Annotated in this window: 12 protein-coding genes; 4 read left to right on the top strand and 8 right to left on the bottom strand. The window is 71.1% G+C overall.

Annotation, left to right across the window (positions count from 1 at the left end; all coding sequences use genetic code 11):
• Positions 1-181 precede the first annotated feature (181 nt).
• On the top strand, positions 182-466 hold the full coding sequence (locus LZ198_RS06140) for a hypothetical protein (protein WP_253970933.1): 285 nt from the start codon (positions 182-184) through the stop codon (positions 464-466).
• A 218-nt stretch (positions 467-684) separates the two neighbouring features.
• Here the strand turns inward: LZ198_RS06140 and LZ198_RS06135 are convergent, their stop codons facing one another.
• Positions 685-1008: a hypothetical protein gene (locus LZ198_RS06135; RefSeq protein WP_253970932.1), complete on the bottom strand. Its 324-nt coding sequence runs from the start codon at positions 1006-1008 to the stop codon at positions 685-687.
• 362 nt (positions 1009-1370) lie between these two features.
• Between LZ198_RS06135 and LZ198_RS06130 the strand changes: the two genes are divergently transcribed.
• Positions 1371-2213 (top strand): carboxylesterase family protein, encoded by an 843-nt coding sequence (locus tag LZ198_RS06130; RefSeq protein WP_253970931.1) that lies wholly within the window; start codon positions 1371-1373, stop codon positions 2211-2213.
• Positions 2214-2223: 10 nt separating this feature from the next.
• Here LZ198_RS06130 and LZ198_RS06125 read toward each other — a convergent pair whose 3' ends face one another.
• The 6 genes from LZ198_RS06125 to LZ198_RS06100 form a co-directional block, all read right to left on the bottom strand.
• Complete coding sequence (locus LZ198_RS06125) at positions 2224-9051, bottom strand: type I polyketide synthase (RefSeq protein ID WP_253970930.1); 6828 nt, start codon at positions 9049-9051, stop codon at positions 2224-2226.
• Between the two features lie 101 nt (positions 9052-9152).
• Positions 9153-10733 (bottom strand): phytoene desaturase family protein, encoded by a 1581-nt coding sequence (locus tag LZ198_RS06120; protein WP_253970929.1) that lies wholly within the window; start codon positions 10731-10733, stop codon positions 9153-9155.
• Positions 10734-10746: 13 nt separating this feature from the next.
• The gene (locus LZ198_RS06115; protein WP_253970928.1) at positions 10747-11790 is read right to left on the bottom strand and encodes a fatty acid desaturase; all 1044 of its coding nucleotides are present in this window, start codon (positions 11788-11790) and stop codon (positions 10747-10749) included.
• Positions 11791-11897: 107 nt separating this feature from the next.
• The gene (locus LZ198_RS06110) at positions 11898-12578 is read right to left on the bottom strand and encodes a TetR/AcrR family transcriptional regulator (RefSeq protein WP_253970927.1); all 681 of its coding nucleotides are present in this window, start codon (positions 12576-12578) and stop codon (positions 11898-11900) included.
• Positions 12579-12700: 122 nt separating this feature from the next.
• On the bottom strand, positions 12701-13900 hold the full coding sequence (fdhA, locus tag LZ198_RS06105) for a formaldehyde dehydrogenase, glutathione-independent (RefSeq protein ID WP_253970926.1): 1200 nt from the start codon (positions 13898-13900) through the stop codon (positions 12701-12703).
• A 202-nt stretch (positions 13901-14102) separates the two neighbouring features.
• Positions 14103-16067 (bottom strand): sulfatase-like hydrolase/transferase, encoded by a 1965-nt coding sequence (locus LZ198_RS06100; protein WP_253970925.1) that lies wholly within the window; start codon positions 16065-16067, stop codon positions 14103-14105.
• Positions 16068-16244: 177 nt separating this feature from the next.
• Between LZ198_RS06100 and LZ198_RS06095 the strand changes: the two genes are divergently transcribed.
• Positions 16245-16565 carry a hypothetical protein gene (locus LZ198_RS06095; protein ID WP_253970924.1) on the top strand — a complete coding sequence of 107 codons (321 nt, stop codon included), beginning with the start codon at positions 16245-16247 and terminating at the stop codon, positions 16563-16565.
• Between the two features lie 207 nt (positions 16566-16772).
• Positions 16773-19235: an ABC transporter permease gene (locus LZ198_RS06090; RefSeq protein ID WP_253970923.1), complete on the top strand. Its 2463-nt coding sequence runs from the start codon at positions 16773-16775 to the stop codon at positions 19233-19235.
• Positions 19236-19295: 60 nt separating this feature from the next.
• Here the strand turns inward: LZ198_RS06090 and LZ198_RS06085 are convergent, their stop codons facing one another.
• Positions 19296-19685, bottom strand: a complete 390-nt coding sequence (locus LZ198_RS06085) for a hypothetical protein (RefSeq protein WP_253970922.1) — start codon at positions 19683-19685, stop codon at positions 19296-19298.
• Positions 19686-19804: the final 119 nt, after the last annotated feature.

Genomic DNA, 19804 nt, shown 5'->3' with positions numbered 1-19804 from the left:
AGCTCCACGTGCTCGCTCGCGCGCCGGGCCCCCGGCCGTTCCTCAGAGCGCTCACGAGAGTGACCCGGAGGGGCGTGTTTTACCCGGTGCTCTCAGCGGGCGGGGATTGCGCGGATTGGTGGCTCGGCGCCATCATCGGGCGGTCGCTCGGTGAGCCGTTTCATTCCAACAGGAGGCAGAGATGCGGACGACGATCATCGCGGGGCTGGTGGCGGCCGGACTGGGGATGGGCTGTGGGGGCGCGGACGTGGGGGCGCAGGGGGACCTCGCCGTGCGCGAGGACTCCGTGGAGCTCATCTGCGCCATCGCGTACTCGCTCGAGTACTACGCCGACGCGAGCCACAGCGGGGCGCCGGTGGGGGCGCAGCAGTGTGAGTGCTTCTCCCCGCTGCGTCGCACGGGCACGGTGACGCCCTATGCGGTGTATGTCTGGGGACCGGTCGACTGTCAGGGGCCGCAGGGCTGAGTCCGCTTCACGCGCCGTTCGCCCGCGTCGGGAGGCCCTTCTCGGTGGCGTGCGCTGAGAGGGGGCTCCCGCCAGCGGAGGTGCTTCCCGGGTGCGTCGACGCACGTAGAGGGTCTGGTGCACGCGGGCGACGGCCTCACCCGCGCCGTCGCGGCTCTCCAGCGTGCGCTCCGGTTCGAACTGCTCGCCGTGGGTTCACGCGTGCGCCGCGCGATGGCTCACGGGCAGAGACCGCAAGAGCCCGCATTCCGCGATTGGCACTCGATGGTGTCGAAGCACTCGGAACAGTCGAACGAGCAGTAGCCGAAGCTCCTCGTCGGAGCTGGGAGCGGACGCACTGACGGCGCATCGGCCGGTCCGGCGTTCCGGGTCAGCGACATCGGGAAATGCTCCCGCCGCGCCTCGCAGCCACCCTGCTTCGTCGATGGCGCCAGCGGCGTCGGCGTCGCGGGCGTCGACTCCGCATCCTCCGGCAGGGTGGTGAGCACCATGCCCACCGCGAGCGCACCCATCAGCATCACGCCTGAAATGGACTTCAGCATCGAGACCTCCGGGCTTGGGGAACGGCCGGGAGGATGATGCGCTCGCGTGGCGCGGGACCCCATGGCCCGCCTTGTCCCAGTGTCATCCGGCGGATGCTCGATGGCGCCACCTGCCTGTGGAGAGAACGGCGTGCAGGTGCGCCTGTTCGTTGGATTTTGGGTTTCCTAGAGACAATTGCAGCTTGATTGTGCTTGGAGGAGGGAAAAGTGACCAGGTTGGTATTCCTGGAAAACCGGCGTTTTGGCACGCTGGCGTCGCCGTGAACCCAGCCAGGGAGCTCATCATGCGGATGCCAGGGGTTGCGCTATTGCTCGCAGTGTGGACCGTTGCTTGTGGTGGTGGCGAGATGGAGGGGGCCGACGTGTTGGGCACCCAGTCCTCGTCGGTCGTCATCACCACGGAAGACCAGGTGGTGGCGCGGCTGGCGTCGAGCACGGGGGCCATCTACGGCTACGGCGAGTACCTGCCGCCGGGCTACCTCACCTCTCCGGACACGTCCTATCCGGTCATCATCCACCTGAACGGCCTGAGCGAGTTCGGGACGTCCACCACGGAGGCGAACCTGCTGACGGTCGTCACCAAGCACGGGGCGCTGAAGAAGATCCAGGGCTCGGCGCAGGGCAAGACGTACTTCGGTCAGAAGCAGGTGATGGTCTTCACCCCGCGCGCCCCCACGGAGTGGCTGCCGGCCGAGCTCAACGCGTTCGTCGACTTCATCGTGGCCAACTACCGCGTGGATACGACGCGCATCTATCTCACGGGCCTGAGCTTCGGTGGCTATGGCGCCTGGCGGTATGCGTATCAGTACGGCAGCCGCCTGGCCGCGCTCGCGCCCATGGCGTCGAACATCGGCGGGCCGGGCCCCACCATCACCCAGCTCAAGGACGTCCCCGTGTGGGCGGTCCACTCGTTCGCGGACGGCACGTCGCTGTCCGCCGAGCGCTCCTGGCTGCTGGGCGTGACGAAGAACTACGGTCAATACGCGATGGTGACGGTGCCGGAGCCGACCGCGATGCTGACGTACCTGTTCCCCGGGGCCTCCAGTCCGACGTGGACCTCCCAGCCGGGCGCCGTGGCGACGGGCACCGCCATCGCTCGGATGACGGTGCTGCCGGGCGGCGCCCACGACTGCTGGACTCAGCAGTACGACAACTACGCGTTCTGGGACTGGCTGCTCACGCAGCGCCGCGCCTCGGTGCCCTGAGCGCCCCTCGTCACGCCGCTCGCTGGTCGGGGAGCGGCGTGACGCCCTGGGCACGGAGGATGTGCCCCAGCAGTACGGTGGTGAGCTCCCGGATCGACGGACCGCTGACCACCTCCATCGAGGACAGCTTCACCCCCAGCTCTCCCTCGACCGCCGTGACGATCTCCAGCGCCATGATGGAGTCCATGCCCAGCTCTCGCAGGGGCTGGGCCGCGTCGAGTGCCTCCTCTCGCGTGCGCATCACCCGGGCGACCACCCGCGTGAGGGTCTTCGTGACGAGCCCACGCCGGGCTTCGTCATCGAGCCTCCCGAACGTCCGCTCGACGAGGGCGGCCTCCTCGGAGGCACGCGTCGGCTGCCCCGGCGCCTCCAGGAGCGCGGCGAGGCGTCGAGCACCCGACCCGGGCGCGAGACCTGCCCCGAGCCGCCCCCAGTCCACGTCCGCCACGGCGACCTGCTCCGGTCCGGATGCCAGGATGTGCTCCAGCGCTTGGAGTGCCATGGCCGTGGACAGCGCCGAGAGGCCCAGGTGTTCCAGGTGCTGGGCCACGCCCGCATTGCGAGCGACGAGCCCGGCTTCGCCCAGCGCGCCCCACTGGATGGCGGTCGCTGCCAGCCCCTGTCGGCGGCGGTGCACCGCGAGCTGGTCCAGGAACGCATTGGCCGCGACGTAGTTGCCCTGGCCCGCGTTGCCGATGAGGGAGGAGATGGACGAGAAGAGGACGAAGAAGTCCAGCGGCGTGCCTCGCGTCTCCTGGTGGAGGTTCCAGGCCCCCTGGGCCTTGGCCGCCATCACCTTGTCGAGCGAGGCGCGGTCCATGCGAGCCAGGGGCTTGTCGTCCAGCACGACAGCGCAGTGGAAGACGCCTCGGAGGGGCGGGAGGGTGTCACGCACCTGCGTAAGGATGCGCGCCACGTCCTCGGCGCGGGAGATGTCGGCGGAGCGCGCGTGGACCTGGACGCCCTGGGCGGTCCAGGCTGCGAGCGCCTCGCGTGCCTCCTCGGAGCTGGCCCCACGCCGACTGACCAGCACCAGGTGGCGCGCCCCTCGCTCCACGAGCCAGCGCGCCACCTCCAGCCCGAAGCCGCCGAGTCCGCCCGTCACCAGATAGGTGGCCTCCGCGGTGAGGGTTCCCTGCTCCTCGGGGCGGCGCACCCGAAGGTCGGGGTCCTTGAGGGTGATGCACACCTTTCCGATGTGCTGGCCCCGCGCCATGGTGCGGAAGGCCTCCTCCACCTGGCTCGCGGGCCACGACCGCGAGGGAAGGGGCCGGAAGCTTCCGTCCTCGAAGCGCCGCAGCACCTCCTGATACAGGGCCCGCACCTCCTCGGGCCTGCTCCCCAGGAGCCGGTCGAAGTCCACGGCGGCGTAGGTCAGGTTCTCGTGGAAGGGGCGCAGGCGCAGCAGCTCGTCCTGCTCGAAGCTCGCCTTGCCCAGCTCGATGAAGCGGCCGAAGGGTGCCAGGCAGGAGAGGCTGCGCGCCATGATCTCCCCGGGCATGAAGTTGAGCACGACGTCGACGCCGCGCCCGTTCGTCCAGGCGCGCACGTCCTCGACGAAGCCCACGTCGCGGGAGTGACTCACGAGGGAGACTCCCTGCTCGCGGAGGTAGCGTCGTTTCTCCTCCGTGCCAGCGGTGGCGATGACCTCCGCGCCGCACCACCGAGCCACCTCGATGGCGGCGAGCCCGACGCCGCCCGTGGCGCCGTGGACGAGCACTCGCTCGCCGGGGCGCAGCCGGGCGACCTTCACGAGCGCGTGGTACACGGTCAGGAAGACGACGAGGTTGGCGCCCTGCTCGAAGGTGAGGTGCGGCGGCAGCTTCACCACCTGGCTCGAGGGCAGGACGACGTGTGAGGCGAGGAAGCCAGGCGCGACGCCGTAGACGCGGTCTCCCACCGCGAAGTCCGTCACGCCCGCTCCCACGGCGCTGATGCGTCCGGCGCCCTCCATGCCGATGGCGTCGCCCAGGAAAGTGTGCTGCTTCGCGCGCTCCGAGAGCAGCCCCAGGGCCTTCATGACGTCCTTGAAGCCCAGCGCCGTGGACTCGACCTCGAGCTCGACCTCCCCCGCGCCTGGTGTGCGGCGTGCGCGAGCGACGAACCCCAGCGTGTCGAGCCGCCCGGCCTCGCCCGGCGCCAGCTCGTACCCCATGCCTTCGGGGACGGGGCCCAGGGGCGGGAGCTGGGGCTGTGCAGGAGCCGGCGCCAGCGTGCCCCTCACGAGGCGCGAGGCGTGGAGCACCTCCCCGCGCAGTGCGACCTCCTGCTCCGGCCCCACGCCGCGGAGCAGGGCCAGCAGTCCGCCCATGTCGCCGGGCGAGGCCTCGAGGTCCACCCACGTGAGGTGCAGGTCCGGTCGCTCCGTCATGGCCGTGCGCGCGAGTCCCAACATGGGGGCATGTTCGAGTGACGGTGTCTCGCTCGTGGCGCCCACGGCCTCGGCGCGGGTCGTGACGAGGAAGTAGCGGTCCAGTTGGCCCGAGCGCAGCGCCTGGACGGTTCGCAGGAGGGACTCCGCGGCCTGGGTACCGGCCTCCAAGGGCGCCGTGCTCGTCCGGGCCGGCTCGGCCCAGCGCAGGTCGACGAGGCGCACCCGGCCTCCTGGGCGCATCCCCGCGAGCAGGGGCTCCAGCTCCGCCAAGGCATCGACGTGATGCCAGCCACGCGGCCGGGGTTCGGGCGTCGGGCCTCCCAGCACGACCCAGCTCACGTCCTCGGAATCGGGCGCGGAGGGCTCGAAGCGCTCCCACCGTCGCACGTACACGGCGCTCTCGATGGAGGCCTTCGCGTGGGGGAGGGCGCGGGGCAACAGTCGGGCCGTGAAGCCCGTGATTTCGGCGATGACGCCGCCATCCTCCCCCAGCAGGGTGATGTCGCCCCGGACGGTTCCAGCCCTCGAGTCCAGGAGTCTTCCGTGCGCGAAGAGCGAGCGACCCGCGGGGCCGAGGACGAGGATGCGGTCGATGCCCACTGGGACGACGTCGTGCTCCGCATCGTCGCTCGCCGAGGCCAGGAGGCTGTGGAACGCGGCATCGAGGAGCACCGGATGCAGGTGATAGCCCTGGTCGTCCAACGGACCCGGGAGCGTCACGTGCGCCAGGACCTCGTCGGGGGTCCGGTGCAGGGCCGTCACGGCGCGGAACGTGGGACCATAACGCAGTCCTCGCCGCTCCAGGGCCGCGTACAACTCCGTCACGTCCACGCGATGGGAGATGCGCGTCCGAAGCGCGGAGAGGTCCTGCGTGCGCGTCACTCGGCCGGCGGAGAACAGCTTGCCGCGTGCGCGCACCACGGGCACCTGCGCTTCGTCCACCTGCTGGACATGGAAGGCCGCGGAGTCGGAGGAGAGGCCGATGCGCACGCGGACGTTCGTGTCCTCCCGCAGCAGGATGGCGGAGGACAGCTCCAGCTCCTCGATGCAGCAGCTCGCGTCACCCGTCAGCGCGTGCCGCGCGGCGAGGGCCAGCTCGACATGTCCCGCGCCGGGGAAGAGGAGGCTGCCCGCGACGTGGTGGTCGCCCAGGTAGGGCAGGGCGGCGAGGCTCAGCTCCGCCGTCCAGGTCGGCGACACGCCCGCCTCCGCGTCGACGAACATCGGATGTCCCTCGAACGCGCGGCGCCGCCGATGTGAGCGGGGGCTCTCCTCCCAGTGGGATTGCCGCTGCCACGGCGTTCGGGGCGCGCCCTGGTACGTCCCGGGGCCGAAGAAGGCCCTCCAGGCGGGAGTCATCCCCACCGCGTGGAGCTTCCCGAGCGCCGCGGCCATCGTCTCCTGTTCCGGGGTCTCCCGGACGAGCGACGCGATGACCTCGCCACGCGCCCGGGCCGCGCCCAGCACGTCCCGGATGAAGGTCGCCAGGACGGGATGGGGTCCGACCTCGACGAAGGTGCCGTGCCCGTCGCCCAGGGCCTGGTGGAGCGCATCCGCGAACAGCACGGAGCCCCGGACGTTGTTCCACCAGTACGGGGCGTCGTGACGCTCGGCGTCCGTCATGCGTCTCCCACTCACGGTGGAGTAGATGGGGAGGCGGGGCGCGTGGGGGCGGAGGGGGGTGAGCGATGCGAGCAGCTCGTCACGGAGGGGCTCCATCAAGGGGCTGTGATACGGGACCTCCACCTGGAGGAAGCGCTGGAAGCGCCCCTGGGCCGCGAGCTCCGAGGCGACGCGCTCCAGCGACGCGCGCCCTCCCGCGAGCGTGACGGCCCGTTCGCTGTTGACGGCGGCGACCGCGATGTCCGGGCCATGTCGCGCCACCCATTCGCGCGCCTCGTCAGGGCCGAGGCCCACCGCGAGCATGCCGCCTTGTCCCGCGATGCGCTGCTGGAGCCGGCTGCGGTGGAACGCGGTGAGGAGCATGTCGCGCAGGTCCAGCGCGCCGGATGCCCACGCGGCGCCCACTTCTCCGATGCTGTGGCCCAGGACGGCGTCCGGAATGATTCCCCAGGAAGCCCACAACCGGGTGAGCGCGACCTGCAGCACCGCGTTGGCGGGCTGCGCCACCTCCGTGCGGGTGATGCGCGAGGTCGTGGCATCCCGCTGAAGCTCCGCGGCGATGGACCATCCGCTGAGCTCGCGGAAGTGCGCGTCGCACTCCGCCACCGCATCGCGGAAGACGGGCTCCGTGGCATGCAACTGCCGGCCCATGGCCCACCATTGGGGCCCCATCCCCGTGTAGACGAAGAGGAGCTTGCGGGCCTCGGGGGGCTCCGCGACGAAGTCCAGACCCGCCACGTTGTGCTCGCCGCGCGCGAAGGCTCGGAGCGATGCGGCCAGGGCTTCACGGTTCGGGCCGCGAACCGTCAGCCTGTGCCGGGGATGCGAGCGGTGGACGGCGGCGTCACGGCACAGCGCTTCGGGCGTCCCGCGTCCCGACTCCAACCCGTCCGCGTACTGCCCCGCGAGCGCAGTGAGGGCTTCGGGGGACCTGGCGCTCAAGGGGAGGAGGTGCGGGCGACCCTCGGGGCGTTTGACGCGCATGCTCGTGGTCGCGCGCGGCGGCTCCGCGAGGACCACGTGGGCGTTGGTGCCCCCGTAGCCGAAGGAGTTGACCCCCGCGAGCAGGGGGCCGTCGCCTCGGGGGAGCGCCTCCGGTCGCGTGGGGATGTGCAGCCCGAGCGCGTCGAGTGGAATCTGTGGGTTGACCTTCTCCAGGTGCAGGTGGGGCGGGACGACGCCGTGCCGGAGCACGAGCGCCGCCTTGATGACGCCCGTCACGCCGGCGGCCGCCTCGAGGTGCCCCAGGTTCGTCTTGAGGGAGCCCATCCGGCAGCGGGCCGCTCCCTCCCGGCCGACCCCCGTCACCGTGCCGATGGCCCGCGCCTCGATGGGGTCGCCCACCGGCGTCCCCGTGCCGTGTGCCTCGACGTAGGCGACGCGCAGCGGATCCACGCCGGCCTTGGCGTAGGCCTCCCGCATCACCGCGACCTGGGCCTCCGCGTTGGGCACGGTGATTCCCGGCGTCCGGCCATCCTGGTTCACCGCCGTGCCGAGGATGAGGGAGTGGATGGGGTTGCCGTCGCGCAGCGCGGCGGAGAGCGGCTTGATGACGAGGATCGCCGCGCCCTCGGCGCGCACGTAGCCATCCGCCTGGTCACTGAAGGCGTGGCACCGGCCTCGCGGCGACAGGAAGCGCCCCTTGGACATGGTGACCTGCGTCTCCGGCAGCAGGAGGACGTTCACGCCGCCGACGAGCGCGGCCTCGCTCTCCTGGGCCCACAGGCTCTGACAGGCCATGTGCAGCGCGACGAGCGACGAGGAGCAGGCCGTGTCCATGGAGACGCTGGGGCCGCGCAGGTCGTAGAAGTACGAGAGCCGGTTGGAGAGCATCGTCAGGGTGCTCGCCGTCGGGGAGTGCGTGTCGAGCTGCTCGCGGTTGTCCGGGCTCGCATGCAGGATGAGGTTGTCCATCATGAAGCCGCCGACGAAGACGCCCGTGCGGCTCCCCGCCAACGTGGTCGGTGGCACGCCGGCATCCTCGAGGGCCTCCCAGGAGACCTCGAGCAGCAGTCGCTGCTGCGGGTCCAGCGCGGCGGCTTCGCGTGGGGTGATGCCGAAGAAGCCGGGCTCGAACGCTCGGAGGTCCTGCTGGAGCAGGCCCGCCCGTCCCGCATAGGTGCGGCCCGGGGCGCGCCCCGTCGCGTCGTGGAACTTCCTCGCATCCCAGCGCGACTCGGGGATGTCGACGATGCACTCGCGGCCTTCCATCAACACCTGCCAGAGGCCCTCCGCGTCCTCGACTCCGCCGGGCAGGCGGCAGCCGATGCCGACGATGGCGAGCGGCTCCCGGCTGGAAGACTCGGTGGGGGGCGCGACGAGGCCCCGGTCGAGGCCGAAGTGACGCCGCAGGGACTCGGAGGGCGCGGGGGAGCGGACCTCCCGGCCCAGGGCGTGTTGGATGACGCGGGGGGGAGGGACCGGGCCGTGGGCGTCGCGGAAGACGGCACGCACGAGTCCGGTGGCGACCGGGCGCTCCGGCTCCGAGACGCGGCGGAACTGCTGCTCGAAGTAGAGCCAGTGGTCGTCCCATGCGGCGAGCCGGGTGCCCAGCTCGTAGTGCTCGAACAACCGCAGGGCGTCACGGAACTGGAGCGATGTCTCGCCGACGGGGGCGACCCAGCGTTGACGGAGCATGGCGGGCAGGAGCCCCGCGCGCACGAGGAGGTCCACGCGGCCCAGGTCCATCATCGCCAGGTAGCGGCTGTTGTTCATGTGGCCGAAGAGGTCCAGGTCCGTGGGCAGGACGCGCCAGCGCGTGACGCCTTCGGCCAGTGGATCCAGGGGACCCCGTGCTCGGCCGCGGAGGAGTGTCTGGAGCAATCGGAAGGAGGGCTTCATGGGGGGCCTTTCGTGCGAGCGGAGTTGTTCGGGAACGAGCCGGGAGGGTCGGCGCCCGGAGCGGTCCGGTGCCGGTTGCGTGAGGGCGAAGTGGGATGGGTTCAGCGGAGGAGGTCGCCGAGGACGTTGCGCCTGAGGACGATGGTCGCGGCGAGCACGCCGGACATGAGGGCGGCGCCGACGCCCACCGAGACGGTGTCCTGGCCCACGAGGAGCAGGTTGCGCACGGGGAGCCTGGAGCGGAGCCACCGCTGGAGGAAGCGCTCGGGGGTGTGCGCCAGGCCGTAGGCGGAGCCATGAGGACGGCGGGCGAAGTGCGCGGTGCTCAAGGGCGTGGACAGCTCCTGGTACGCCACGCGTCCCCGGAGCTGGGGGAACCGCGCATGGGCGCTGTCGAGCAGCCGCTCCGAGAGCCGCGCCTTGAAGTCCTCGTACTCGGGACCGCGGCGGCGCCAGCGTGTGCCTTCCCAGCGCTCGAACCAGGCTTGAGGCGCCGGTGTCACGAGGGTGAGCGTGGACCGTCCCGGGTGTCGCTGGGGCCAGGACGGGTCCCTGGCGGACGACGAGCCGAGGAACGTGACGGGGAAGGGCGCCGAGGGGCTGCTCCGGGAGTCGCGCACGTTCGCGTCGTGGTCGTAGCTGGCGTGGACCCACGTGTTGGTCGCCGGGAGCCCGACCTCGTCCGGCGCGCCCCGGAGGCCCAGGTAGAGACCGAGGTGCCCCAGGGAGGGCGGAATCCGACGCAGCGCCGCGAGGGACGCCTGGGGTCGCCAGCGCTCCGGCAGCAGCGTGCCGAGTGTCTGCGCCACGCCCGCGCCGCTGAGGACGTGGTGCGCGCGCAGCTCCTCTCCGCTGGCCAGCCTCACGCCCAGGGCGCGGCCGTCGTGGACGAGAATCTCCTCCACCGGGGCCCGCGTGCGAATCTCGCCGCCGGCGCGGGTGATGACGGGCGCGACGTGGCGGAGGATGGCCCCCGGTCCACCCACCGGATAGGTGGCGCCCTCCAGGTAGTACTCGGCCATGAGCGCGTGCATGGCGAAGCTGCTGTCCGCCGGAGGGAGCGCGTAGTTGCCCCATTGTCCCGTGAGCACGCCCACCAGTCGCCGGTCGGACGTGAGGGTGCGCAGGACGTCCAGCGTCGAGCGCCGCGCGTACCGGCGGAAGGGCCCCCCGAGCAACGGCTGGGTGAAGGGCGTGAGCCAGGTGGGCAGCACGTGCTGGAGGAAGTGGTGGCGCGAGGCGCGCTCCACGGCGCGCAGCAGCGAGACGTACGTCGTGAGGGCCTTGCGTTCGGAGGGGAAGGCTCGCACGAGCGTCTCCTGGAAGGCCTCCGCCCCCGCGACGAGGTCGTAGCTCCGATCCTCGAAGACGAGCCGATCGTGGACCCGGTCCAGGCGCGCCCATTCGAGGGCGCCGTCGGTGACGTAGTCGAAGACGCGGCGCAGCGGTGCGTCCGGGTCGTGCAACCTGCCCAGGTAGTGCAACCCCACGTCCCACTCGTAGCCCTTGCGCTGGAAGGTGTGGGTCATCCCTCCGGCGACGGAGTGCTGCTCCAGCACGAGCACCTTCATCCCGTGTCGCGCGAGCACCGCCGCCGCTCCGAGCGACCCGATGCCCGAGCCGATGCAGAGGACGTCGAACGACGCGCCCGCGACGGAGGCGTCTGGGGTGGGCGTGGACATGGTGGCTGTCTCCTCAGGACCGGGCGGCGGGCGCGTGTCGCGAGGTCGCGAGACGCCAGAGGAGGCGCGGGACGCCGAGGACGGGGCGGGGGAAGAAGTGGCGTCGTTGCTCCGGCGTCAGCAAGCGGCGCAGGAAGAAGTGGAGGCGGAGCTGCTGGTACCAGGGCAGCGCGGGTTCCAGGTGGTGGGTCAGGTGGCACGGCTGTCCCCACGGCCCGCCGCCCAGCAGGAGCCCCCAGAAGCCCAGGCCCAGCTCACGCGTCCCGTTCACCCGGTCCAGGGGCATGAAGAGGTGTTCGGTGCTCTCGCGCAGCCGGTCCAGGACGAAGCTGAGCCAGCTTCCGACGACCAACAGGGCCACGACCATGAAGACGGGACCGTGCAGCCACGTCGCGAGCGCGGCGCAGCTCAGCAGATAGCCGTTCGTCAGGGCGACGGAGCGCCGGCGACTGCGCGTGTGCTCCTGGGGGCGCCACGGGAAGTAGTCCGAGTGGCTGAGCAGGGGCGCGAGGGGCAGCAGGGCGCCCAGGAGGCGACGGGGGTTGACGTGATGGGTGAACGAGCCGTCCTCGAGGGTGCCCAGGTTCCGGTGATGCGCCGCATGGGATTCGGCGTAGTGGCGTGGGTCGGCGAGGAAAAGCCGGCACGCGTTGTTCGCCAGTCGCCGCAGCCCCTTCGCCAGCCGCCCCTTCCCGATGATGAGCAGGTCGTGCGCGGCGCCCTCGTGGACGCTGAGCGTGACGATTCCGCACACGATGAAGCCATGCACCGCGCCGGAGACGACCCCCGCCAGGGCCCGGCCCGTCGCGCTGGCGAGCCATCCTGGAAACGCGAAGGGGAGCGCCGTCAGCGCCAGCACGTCCGCGCAGAAGAGGCCCAGCAGGAGGAGGACGTTGAGGGCGTCGTGGAGGACGGGGTGTGCGCGGAACTGTCCCTGGAGCTCCTGGGACCTGCGTCGGAGCGTGTCGAGCTGGGCCTTCGTCAGGGAGGGGAAGTCGCCGAGCGCGAGGTGCTGGTGCGCGGCGGCTCGCTGGTGGTCTTCGAGGTGCAGGTTCATGGAGAGGCAATCAGGATGTCTGTGATTGCCACCCCGTCTCAACTCGCATGGGGGCTCACATTCGAGCCTCCGAGGGAGAGGGGCTGTGTTCCTCGCCGGTCCCGTGCCTACTGCTCATATTTCCCTCCGGACCGGGCGGGGCGGTGTCTCGCCCGGGGGAGGAGGGCGGGCGCGGGGCGCAGGTAGCCGAGCACGAGCGCGCACAGCTCCTCCAGGAAGACGTCGTTGGTGAGGTAGTCGGGGCGTTGCACGCCGGAGGCGTGGCACAGCGCCTCCAGCGAGTGGACGACGATGAAGACGGCCATGTCGAGCTCGCGGGGGCGGATGTCGTCGACCCGCGGCGCGAGGAAGGACCGCACCAGCCGGAAGAGCTCCTGCTCGAAGGTGTCCACGTAGCCCAGGGGGCGCAGGTGCGGCAGCAGCGCGTAGCGGAGGACGTCGAGCTGGGGATGGAGCCGCTTGAGCGTGAGGACCTGCTGGATGATGGAGCGGACCGCCACGGACAGCGGGGCCGACGTGGACTGCTCGAGGCCCACCTGGAACTCCGCCAGCCAGCGTCCGCCATGCTGCTCCAGCACGGCCATCACCAGTCCTTCCTTGTTCGGGTAGTATTGATACAGCGAGCCGATGCTGACGCCGGCCTCCTGGGCGACGCGGTTGGTGCTGGTGGCCTCGTACCCGTCCCGGATGAGGAGGCGGGCGGTGGCGGTGAGGATGGCGTCGCAGGTGGCCTGCGCCCGGGACTGGCGGGGGTGTTTGCGGTGGGTCGGCGAGGAACTGCGCGGCATCCAGGCTCCTTGAGATGTGCGGGAACCATTTCAAGGAGCCGGTGTCGGGGTCCATACCCAGGCACGTCCTGCCGCGCCGCTGGCCGGGGTGGGCCAGCGGCGGTGCCGCCTTGGGGGCGTCCTCAGGACTTCTTCTTCAGCAGCCCATGGGGGTCGAGCACGAACTTGCGCGCCACGCCCGCGTCGAACTCGTGGTAGCCGCGAGGCGCGTCGTCGAGCGGGATGACCGTGGCGTTGACGACCTTGGCGATGTTCATGCGGCCGTGGAGGATGGCCTGCATGAGCTGGCGGTTGTAGCGCAGCACCGGCGTCTGTCCGGTGGCGAAGCGATGGGACTTGGCCCACCCCAGGCCGAAGCGCATGCGCAGGTTGCCTTGCTGGGCGGCCTCGTCCTTCGCGCCCGGGTCCTCGGTGACGTAGAGCCCGGGGATGCCGATGGCGCCAGCCGCGCGGGTGATGGCCATGAGCGAGTTGAGCACCGTGGCGGGCGCCTCGGTGGCGCTCTGGGCGCCGTGGCCCTTGGCCTCGAAGCCCACGGCGTCGATGGAGGCGTCGACCTCCGGGACGCCGACGACGGCGGCGATGAGCTCCTCCAGCTTGTCGCTCTTCTTGAGGTCGATGGGGACGAAGCCCACGGATTTGGCATGCGTCAGCCGCTCCGCGTTCATGTCGCCGATCATCACCACCGCCGCGCCCAGGAGCTGCGCGGACGCCGCGGCGGCCAGACCTACGGGGCCCGCGCCCGCGACATACACCGTGGAGCCCACGCCCACGCCGGCCGTGACGGCTCCGTGGAAGCCCGTGGGGAGGATGTCCGACAGCATGGTCAGGTCGAGGATCTTCTCCATGGCCTGGGCCTTGTCGGGGAACTTGATGAGGTTGAAGTCGGCGTAGGGGACCATGACGTACTCGGCCTGTCCGCCGATCCATCCGCCCATGTCCACGTAGCCATAGGCGCCACCGGCCCGGCCCTCGTTGACGTTGAGGCACACGCCCGTCTGCTGCTCCCGACAGGTGCGGCAGCGGCCACACGCGACGTTGAAGGGCACGGTGACCAGGTCGCCGACGGAGAGGAACTCGACGTCCTTCCCCTTCTCGATGATCTCCCCGGTGATTTCGTGGCCCAGCACCATGCCCTTGGGCGCCGTGGTGCGCCCGCGCACCATGTGCTGGTCGGAGCCGCAGATGTTGGTGGAGACCACCTTGAGGATGACCCCGTGCTCGATGGACTTCCCCTTGGGATTGACCATCTTCGGGTAGTCGATGGACTTCACCTCCACCTTGCCGGGACCCAGATAGACGACGCCGCGATTGCTGGCCATGAGCACGCTCCTCGTGAGGCAGGCGGCCCGGCGCGGCCGGACCGCGAGTCATGTCCGGCTAAGGCTGGAGACCCGGGGCGTCGTCGGCACGCCGCGGCGTTGGTCCTGATGAGGGCGCGACTGGCAGCCCGCCCTCCTGTCGTGCCTCCCCTGGACGCTGGAGATGGAACACGGCCCCGGGGCGGTCGCCCCGTCGAGCGGCTCACGGAGCCGCGGGGGGCTCCTCGGGCCAGGGGGACAGCACCTTCGCCTCGTACTTCTCCAGGAGGGCGTGGGTTGCCCGCGCGGCGGCCTCGACCTGGGCGTGGGTGAGCTTCTCGGGCAGGTCGGCGATGACGGTGGGGAAGGGCCCGTCGTAGACGAGCAGGTTCTCCATCTCGAGCGGGTCGTTCTCCAGGTCGTAGAGCTCCCACTGGTCGGCGTGCCCGCCGGACGGATCCCACGTGCGCGCGAGCTTCCACCGTGGCGTGCGCATGCAGCGGACGTGGTTGGGCTGGCACACCGCGCCGGGGGCCAGCTCCGGCACCTTGCCGGCGTGTGGGGTGCCCTCGCGGAGGGCCTCGACCGAGCGCACGAACACGGAGAACAGGGCCTCGTCGTGGAGCTGGTGCGGGTCTCCGGTGCGCGGCAGCGGCTCCGTGATTTCGTCGTCGGTGACGAAGAGCACGCCCTCTCGCGGCGTGCCATCGGGCTCCACGACGGTGGTGCTGTCTCCTCGGGCCAGCGGGCTGAGGTCCGCGCCGACGAACGGCGGCACGGGGCGGTGGAGGCGCAGGTCGGTCCGGATGGCGGCGATCTCCGCCGGGGGGATGTTGGCCAGTCCCAGGAGCGTGGGCAGGATGTCCACGTGGCTGGTGAGCGCGTCGATCCGCCGCGTCGCGGGCGGGAGCTGCTGCTGCGGGGGGAACTGGACCACGAGCGGGACGTGCAACGCCTCCTGATAGGCGGTGTGCCACTTCTCCATCATGTAGCCGTGCGCGCCGGCGTACTCGCCGTGGTCGGAGAGGAACACGACGAGGGTGTTCTCGCGGAGGCCGCTCTCGTCGAGCGTGCGCAGGACGCGCGCGATGTGTCCATCCACCAGGTGGATGAGCCACGCGTAGTACTGATTGAAGCGGAGCGTGGACACGTCCGGCGCGGCGGTGAGCTGGAAGGGGATGCCCGAGTTGAGCGTGACGGTGACGGGGTCGATCTCCTCCTTCGCCTGGTGCAGGGCGAGCCCCGTCTTGGCCGCGAGCGCGAGGCCCATCTTGTAGGCGTAGTCGCGCTGGCAGCGCGGCTTGTTGACCAGCGTGTCGTGCACGTTGGCGGGCAGGCGCGCGTTGTCCTGGGGGAAGTTCAGCGGATTGAGCGGGAAGGTGAGGCTGCCGGAGACGGGCGTCGTGGAGCGCGTGCCCTCGGTGGGGACGTGCAGCGGACCCACCGGAAGGGCGTTGGGGTCGAGCTGGCGCGGCAGGATGGGATACGTCGCGATGTCGTGCGGGTTGGTGAAGGAGGCGACGGCGAGCCACGGCTGCGGCGTCGTCGAGGGCGGATCGGCGCGAGGCGCCACATAGGCCTGTTCGGCGAGCGCGCGGTTGTAGGGTTGTCCCAGCGCCATGCGACGGAGGAAGTCACAGGCGAGGTCGGCGAAGCCGATGTCGCGGAACGCGCCCAGGTTGTTGACGGAGGAGCCGTGCGGCTCTGGATAGGACAGCTCCCAGTCGTCGAAGCCGTAGCGCTTCAGCGAGTGCTCGGGCGGGTTGCTGACGTGCCACTTGCCGAAGTAGTGCGTGTGATAGCCGGCCTTCTGGAACCAGTGGCCGATGGTGGGAATCCCGTCGGCGGCGAGCCAGGGGAAGGCGGCGGCGTCACCACTCTTGAACAGGCCGTCCGTCTGGGTGACGCCGGTGCGCGTCCCGTACTGGCCGGTGTAGATGGCCGCGCGGCTGGGGATGCAGGCCGAAGCGGCGATGGTGTGGTTGCGGAAGATGGCGGCGTTCTGCCGGAGCGCGGCGAAGCCAGGGAAGAACTTGCGGAAGGGGTTGTCGTCGCCCCCCGCGTCGATGAACCCCAGGATGTCCTTGATGCCAGGGTGGAAGCCTCCATAGGGTCCGTACGCGAACCGGGGGAACATGAGCTGGTCCACGGTGAGCAGCAGGATGTTGGGGCGCGTCGACGCTTCCATGAGGTCTCCGGGATTCCGAGAGGGACGACGGGGCGCCGGAGATTGCACTCAGCGTGCCGGTTCTCCCGGGGCACGGGTCCCCTCGGAGGTGCGGGCGCGCGCACGACCTGGAGCGTGGGCGTGGAACGCACGCGCGTCCGATGGTGACGCATGATGGAACCTTCCAGGAGCGCCTACGTGAAGACACCTCTCGCGACCCTCACCGCCCTCTCGCTCTTCCTCACGGCATCGCCGGCAGGCGCCGAGGAGGCGGACCCTCAGTGGACCCAGGCCGCCACCAACGCCTGCAAGAAGGCCACTGGGAAGGCCAACGCCCGAGTCATCCCGGACATGACGGTCATCGACGTGGAGCGGTGTGACGACGTCATGTGTGAGGCGGGCGGGACGCGCAAGCGGATCCACCTGCCCGACGGCTCACCCTGCATCCGCTACCTCATCGTGTCGCCGCCCCCGAAGCCGGTGCGGGGTGTGTGCAAGAAGAGCCAGTGCTCGACGTGAGGGCTGCGGCCCGGCGCGACGTGCCCGCGGAGCCGCGGGGGTGGCCTTGGACGGAGTGTCCGTTTCCGGCGAGGAACGGCCTCCGCGTGCGGGTGCTCCCTGACGGTCGCTGCGGATCCGTGGAGAAGGGGTCGGCGGCACGCAATCGTCGACCGCCCCGGACGTAGCGGCCCCGGAGGCCGCCAGGCGGCTCCAGGAGCGTTTCACGTGGATACCGTCTTGGGTGGATTGCGTCAGAGTCTGCGCTCGCTGGGCCGAAGCCCCGGCTTCACGCTGGGGTGCGTGCTGATGCTGGCGGTGGGCATCGGAGCGAGCACGTCGCTCTTCAGCGTGGTGGAAGGGGTCCTGCTGCGTCCCTTGCCCTATCCGCGCTCCGAGCGTCTCGTGGAGCTCGCCCAACGCGCGAGGGACGGTCATACCCTGCGTTTCTCGGACCCGAACTTCGAGGACGTCCAGACGCGCGCTCGCACCGTCACCGCGCTGGCCCAGGTGTCGGGGACGGCGAGCGTCGCCGTCACGGGCGCCGATGAGCCGGCCTTCGCCTCGATGACGCTCGCCTCTCGCGACTTCTTCCGCGCGTTCGCCGTGCAGCCCCTCCAGGGGCGCCTCTTCGCCGAGGAGGAGCAGCAGGCCGGGGGCGCACCCGTGGTCGTGGTGGGCCACGCCTTCTGGAAGCGCTACCTGGGCGGGAGGCCGTTGCCCCTGTCGAACACCCTGACGTTCGAGGGCCGCGCCTACACCGTGGTCGGGGTGATGCCGGAGTCCTTCGACTATCCGGTGGGCACGCAGCTATGGATTCCGCGGGAGCTGGAGGCCCGCCTGCCCAGTCGCACCGCGCACAACTGGCGGGTGGTGGGTCGGCTGGCGGACGGCGTCGACCTCCAGGCCGCGCGCACGGAGCTCACGCGCATCGCCAGCGAACACGCGGCGCAGTACGGCCGCGAGACGCAGATGCACGACATCGCCGTGGAGACCTTGCAGGAGAGCCTCGTGGGGCGCGTGCGGCCCACGCTGTACCTGCTGTCGGGCGCCGCGGCGTTCCTGTTGCTGGTGGCGGGTGCCAACGTCACGAACCTGCTGCTCGCTCGCGCGGCCACCCGGAGCCGGGAGCTCGCCATCCACGTGGCCCTGGGCGCGGGGCCCGGGGCGTTGATGCGGCGCTTCCTCGTGGAGTCGCTCCTGCTGTCGCTGACGGGAGGCGCGGTGGGGGCCATGCTCTCCGCCTGGGGCGTGCACGCGCTGCTGGCGGCCGAGCCGGGCCACCTGCCACGTGTCGCCGAGGTGGGGGTGAACGCCTCGGTGCTCCTCTTCACCCTCGGGCTCTCGTTGCTGCTCGCGGTGGGGTTGGGGCTGCTGACGGCGCTGCGCGCGGCGCGTCAGTCCCCGGGGGCCGCGCTGGCGCGCTCCGGGCGCACGTCCAGTGGCGGCGGAGGCGCCGAGCGCACGCGCCGGGCCCTCGTCGTGGGGCAGCTCGCGCTCGCGTTGGTCCTCCTGGTGGGCGCGGCGCTGCTGGGGCGCAGCCTGCTGGGGCTGCTCTCGCTGGACCCGGGCTACCGCACCGAGGACGTCGCGGTGCTCAGCCTCGTGCTCCCGCCCGCCCAGAAGGATGACGCCCAGGGGCGGGACAACGTGCGGCTGCAGGAGCACCTCCTCTCGCGACTGGCGACGCTGCCGGGCGTGCGCGCGGTGGGCGCCGTGAGCAGCTTCCCCCTCGAGGGGAGCCCGGCGGGAGACGGCACCTTCCTCGTGCTCAACCGCCCCGACGAGGTGCGAGACTTCGATGACTTCGGGCGACTGGCGCACGACCACGAGCGCACCGGCACCGCCGAGTACCGGGCGGCGACCGAGGGCTATTTCTCCGCGATGGCCATCCCGCTCGTGAGCGGTCGCCTGTTCGATGCGCGCGACACCGTCGACGCGCCGCACGTGGCCGTCATCAGTGAGTCGCTCGCGAAGGCCCGCTGGCCTGGAGAGGACCCGCTGGGCAAGCTCATCCAGTTCGGCAACATGGATGGCGACCTGCGCCCCTTCACCATCGTCGGCGTGGTGGGGGACGTGCGGGAGCAGGGGCTGGATGACCCGCCCAAGCCCACGTTCTACGGCTGCCTCCGACAGCGCCTGCGCATCGGCTCCCGTTTCCACGTCGCCGTGCACGGGCGGATGGACTCCGCGGCCCTGGTCACCGCGGCGCGGCCGGTGCTGCGGGAGGTGGCGCCCGAGCTGCCCTCGCGCCTGTCCACGGTGGAGGCGCTGCTCGCGGGCTCGCTCGCGCCCCGACGCTTCAGCCTCCTGCTGCTGGGCGCCTTCGGCGCGGTGGCGCTGCTGCTCTCCGTGGCGGGGCTCGCGGCCGTCGTGTCCTACGCGGTGGCGCAGCGCACGCGCGAGTTCGGCATCCGCTTCGCGCTGGGCGCGACGACGCAGGATGTGCTGGGGATGGTGCTCAGCCAGGCGGCGCGGCTCGCGGGGTTGGGAATCGTGCTCGGCGTGGTGGGGGCGGTGGGACTGCGCCAGGTGCTCACGGGCTTCGTCTACGGGGTAAGCACCACCGACCCGCTCGTCCTGGCGGCGGTGGCGCTCCTCCTGTTGGGCGTGGCGCTGCTCGCGAGCTGGCTGCCCGCCAGACGTGCCTCGCGCGTGGACCCGATGACGGTGCTCCGCTCCGAAGGTTGACGCGGCGAGCGTGAGGCTCGCGGCGTCACTCCCGGGGTTCGCCCTCCGCGCGCCCCGGGGTCAGGGGAGGCACTCGCCGCAGGCTCCCGATACGCGGGAGTTGGCGACGAAGGCGTCGAAGTCTGCCTTCGAGGTGACGACCGCCGAGCCGAAGTCGGCGTAGACCGCCCAGGTGGAGGGGGTGGCCGCGGCGCCCAGGAAGGTTCCCCGGTAGTAGTCCACGCCGTTGTTGTTCTTGATGAAGCTCCACCCGTAATTGCTGTTCCATGCACGGCAGCTCGCGAAGGTGGCCATGTAGCTCGCCGTGGGCGCGCCTCCGCGCCCCTTCCACAGGTAGCACGCGTTCACGGGCGTCTGGGTCGAGGGCGGGGGAGTGGGAGGCGTCTGCGCTCCCGCGCCAGTCATCAGCAGACAGCTACCCAGTGAGAAGAGCGTCACGAATTTGCGCATGGCGTCGAGTCATCTCCGGTCGGGCCCGTGTGGAGTGGGCCCGAATCCACGGAGCAATCACCATGCCCAGGCGCTCCCGTGCCCCGTGCGAGGCCGTCCCTCGCATGCCAGGGATTCGT

Source organism: Myxococcus dinghuensis, assembly GCF_024198235.1.
Taxonomy (GTDB): domain Bacteria; phylum Myxococcota; class Myxococcia; order Myxococcales; family Myxococcaceae; genus Myxococcus; species Myxococcus dinghuensis.
Note: the sequence above shows the minus strand (reverse complement) of the source record. Positions and strands in the feature narration are given on the sequence as shown.

What these genes read in the sequence shown, in the direction of transcription:
- LZ198_RS06140 (WP_253970933.1), top strand. Translation starts at nt 182, where the DNA reads ATGCGGACGACGATCATCGCGGGGCTGGTGGCGGCCGGACTGGGGATG.
- LZ198_RS06135 (WP_253970932.1), bottom strand. Translation starts at nt 1,008, where the DNA reads ATGCTGAAGTCCATTTCAGGCGTGATGCTGATGGGTGCGCTCGCGGTG.
- LZ198_RS06125 (WP_253970930.1), bottom strand. Translation starts at nt 9,051, where the DNA reads ATGAAGCCCTCCTTCCGATTGCTCCAGACACTCCTCCGCGGCCGAGCA.
- LZ198_RS06120 (WP_253970929.1), bottom strand. Translation starts at nt 10,733, where the DNA reads ATGTCCACGCCCACCCCAGACGCCTCCGTCGCGGGCGCGTCGTTCGAC.
- LZ198_RS06115 (WP_253970928.1), bottom strand. Translation starts at nt 11,790, where the DNA reads ATGAACCTGCACCTCGAAGACCACCAGCGAGCCGCCGCGCACCAGCAC.
- LZ198_RS06110 (WP_253970927.1), bottom strand. Translation starts at nt 12,578, where the DNA reads ATGCCGCGCAGTTCCTCGCCGACCCACCGCAAACACCCCCGCCAGTCC.
- fdhA (WP_253970926.1), bottom strand. Translation starts at nt 13,900, where the DNA reads ATGGCCAGCAATCGCGGCGTCGTCTATCTGGGTCCCGGCAAGGTGGAG.
- LZ198_RS06100 (WP_253970925.1), bottom strand. Translation starts at nt 16,067, where the DNA reads ATGGAAGCGTCGACGCGCCCCAACATCCTGCTGCTCACCGTGGACCAG.
- LZ198_RS06085 (WP_253970922.1), bottom strand. Translation starts at nt 19,685, where the DNA reads ATGCGCAAATTCGTGACGCTCTTCTCACTGGGTAGCTGTCTGCTGATG.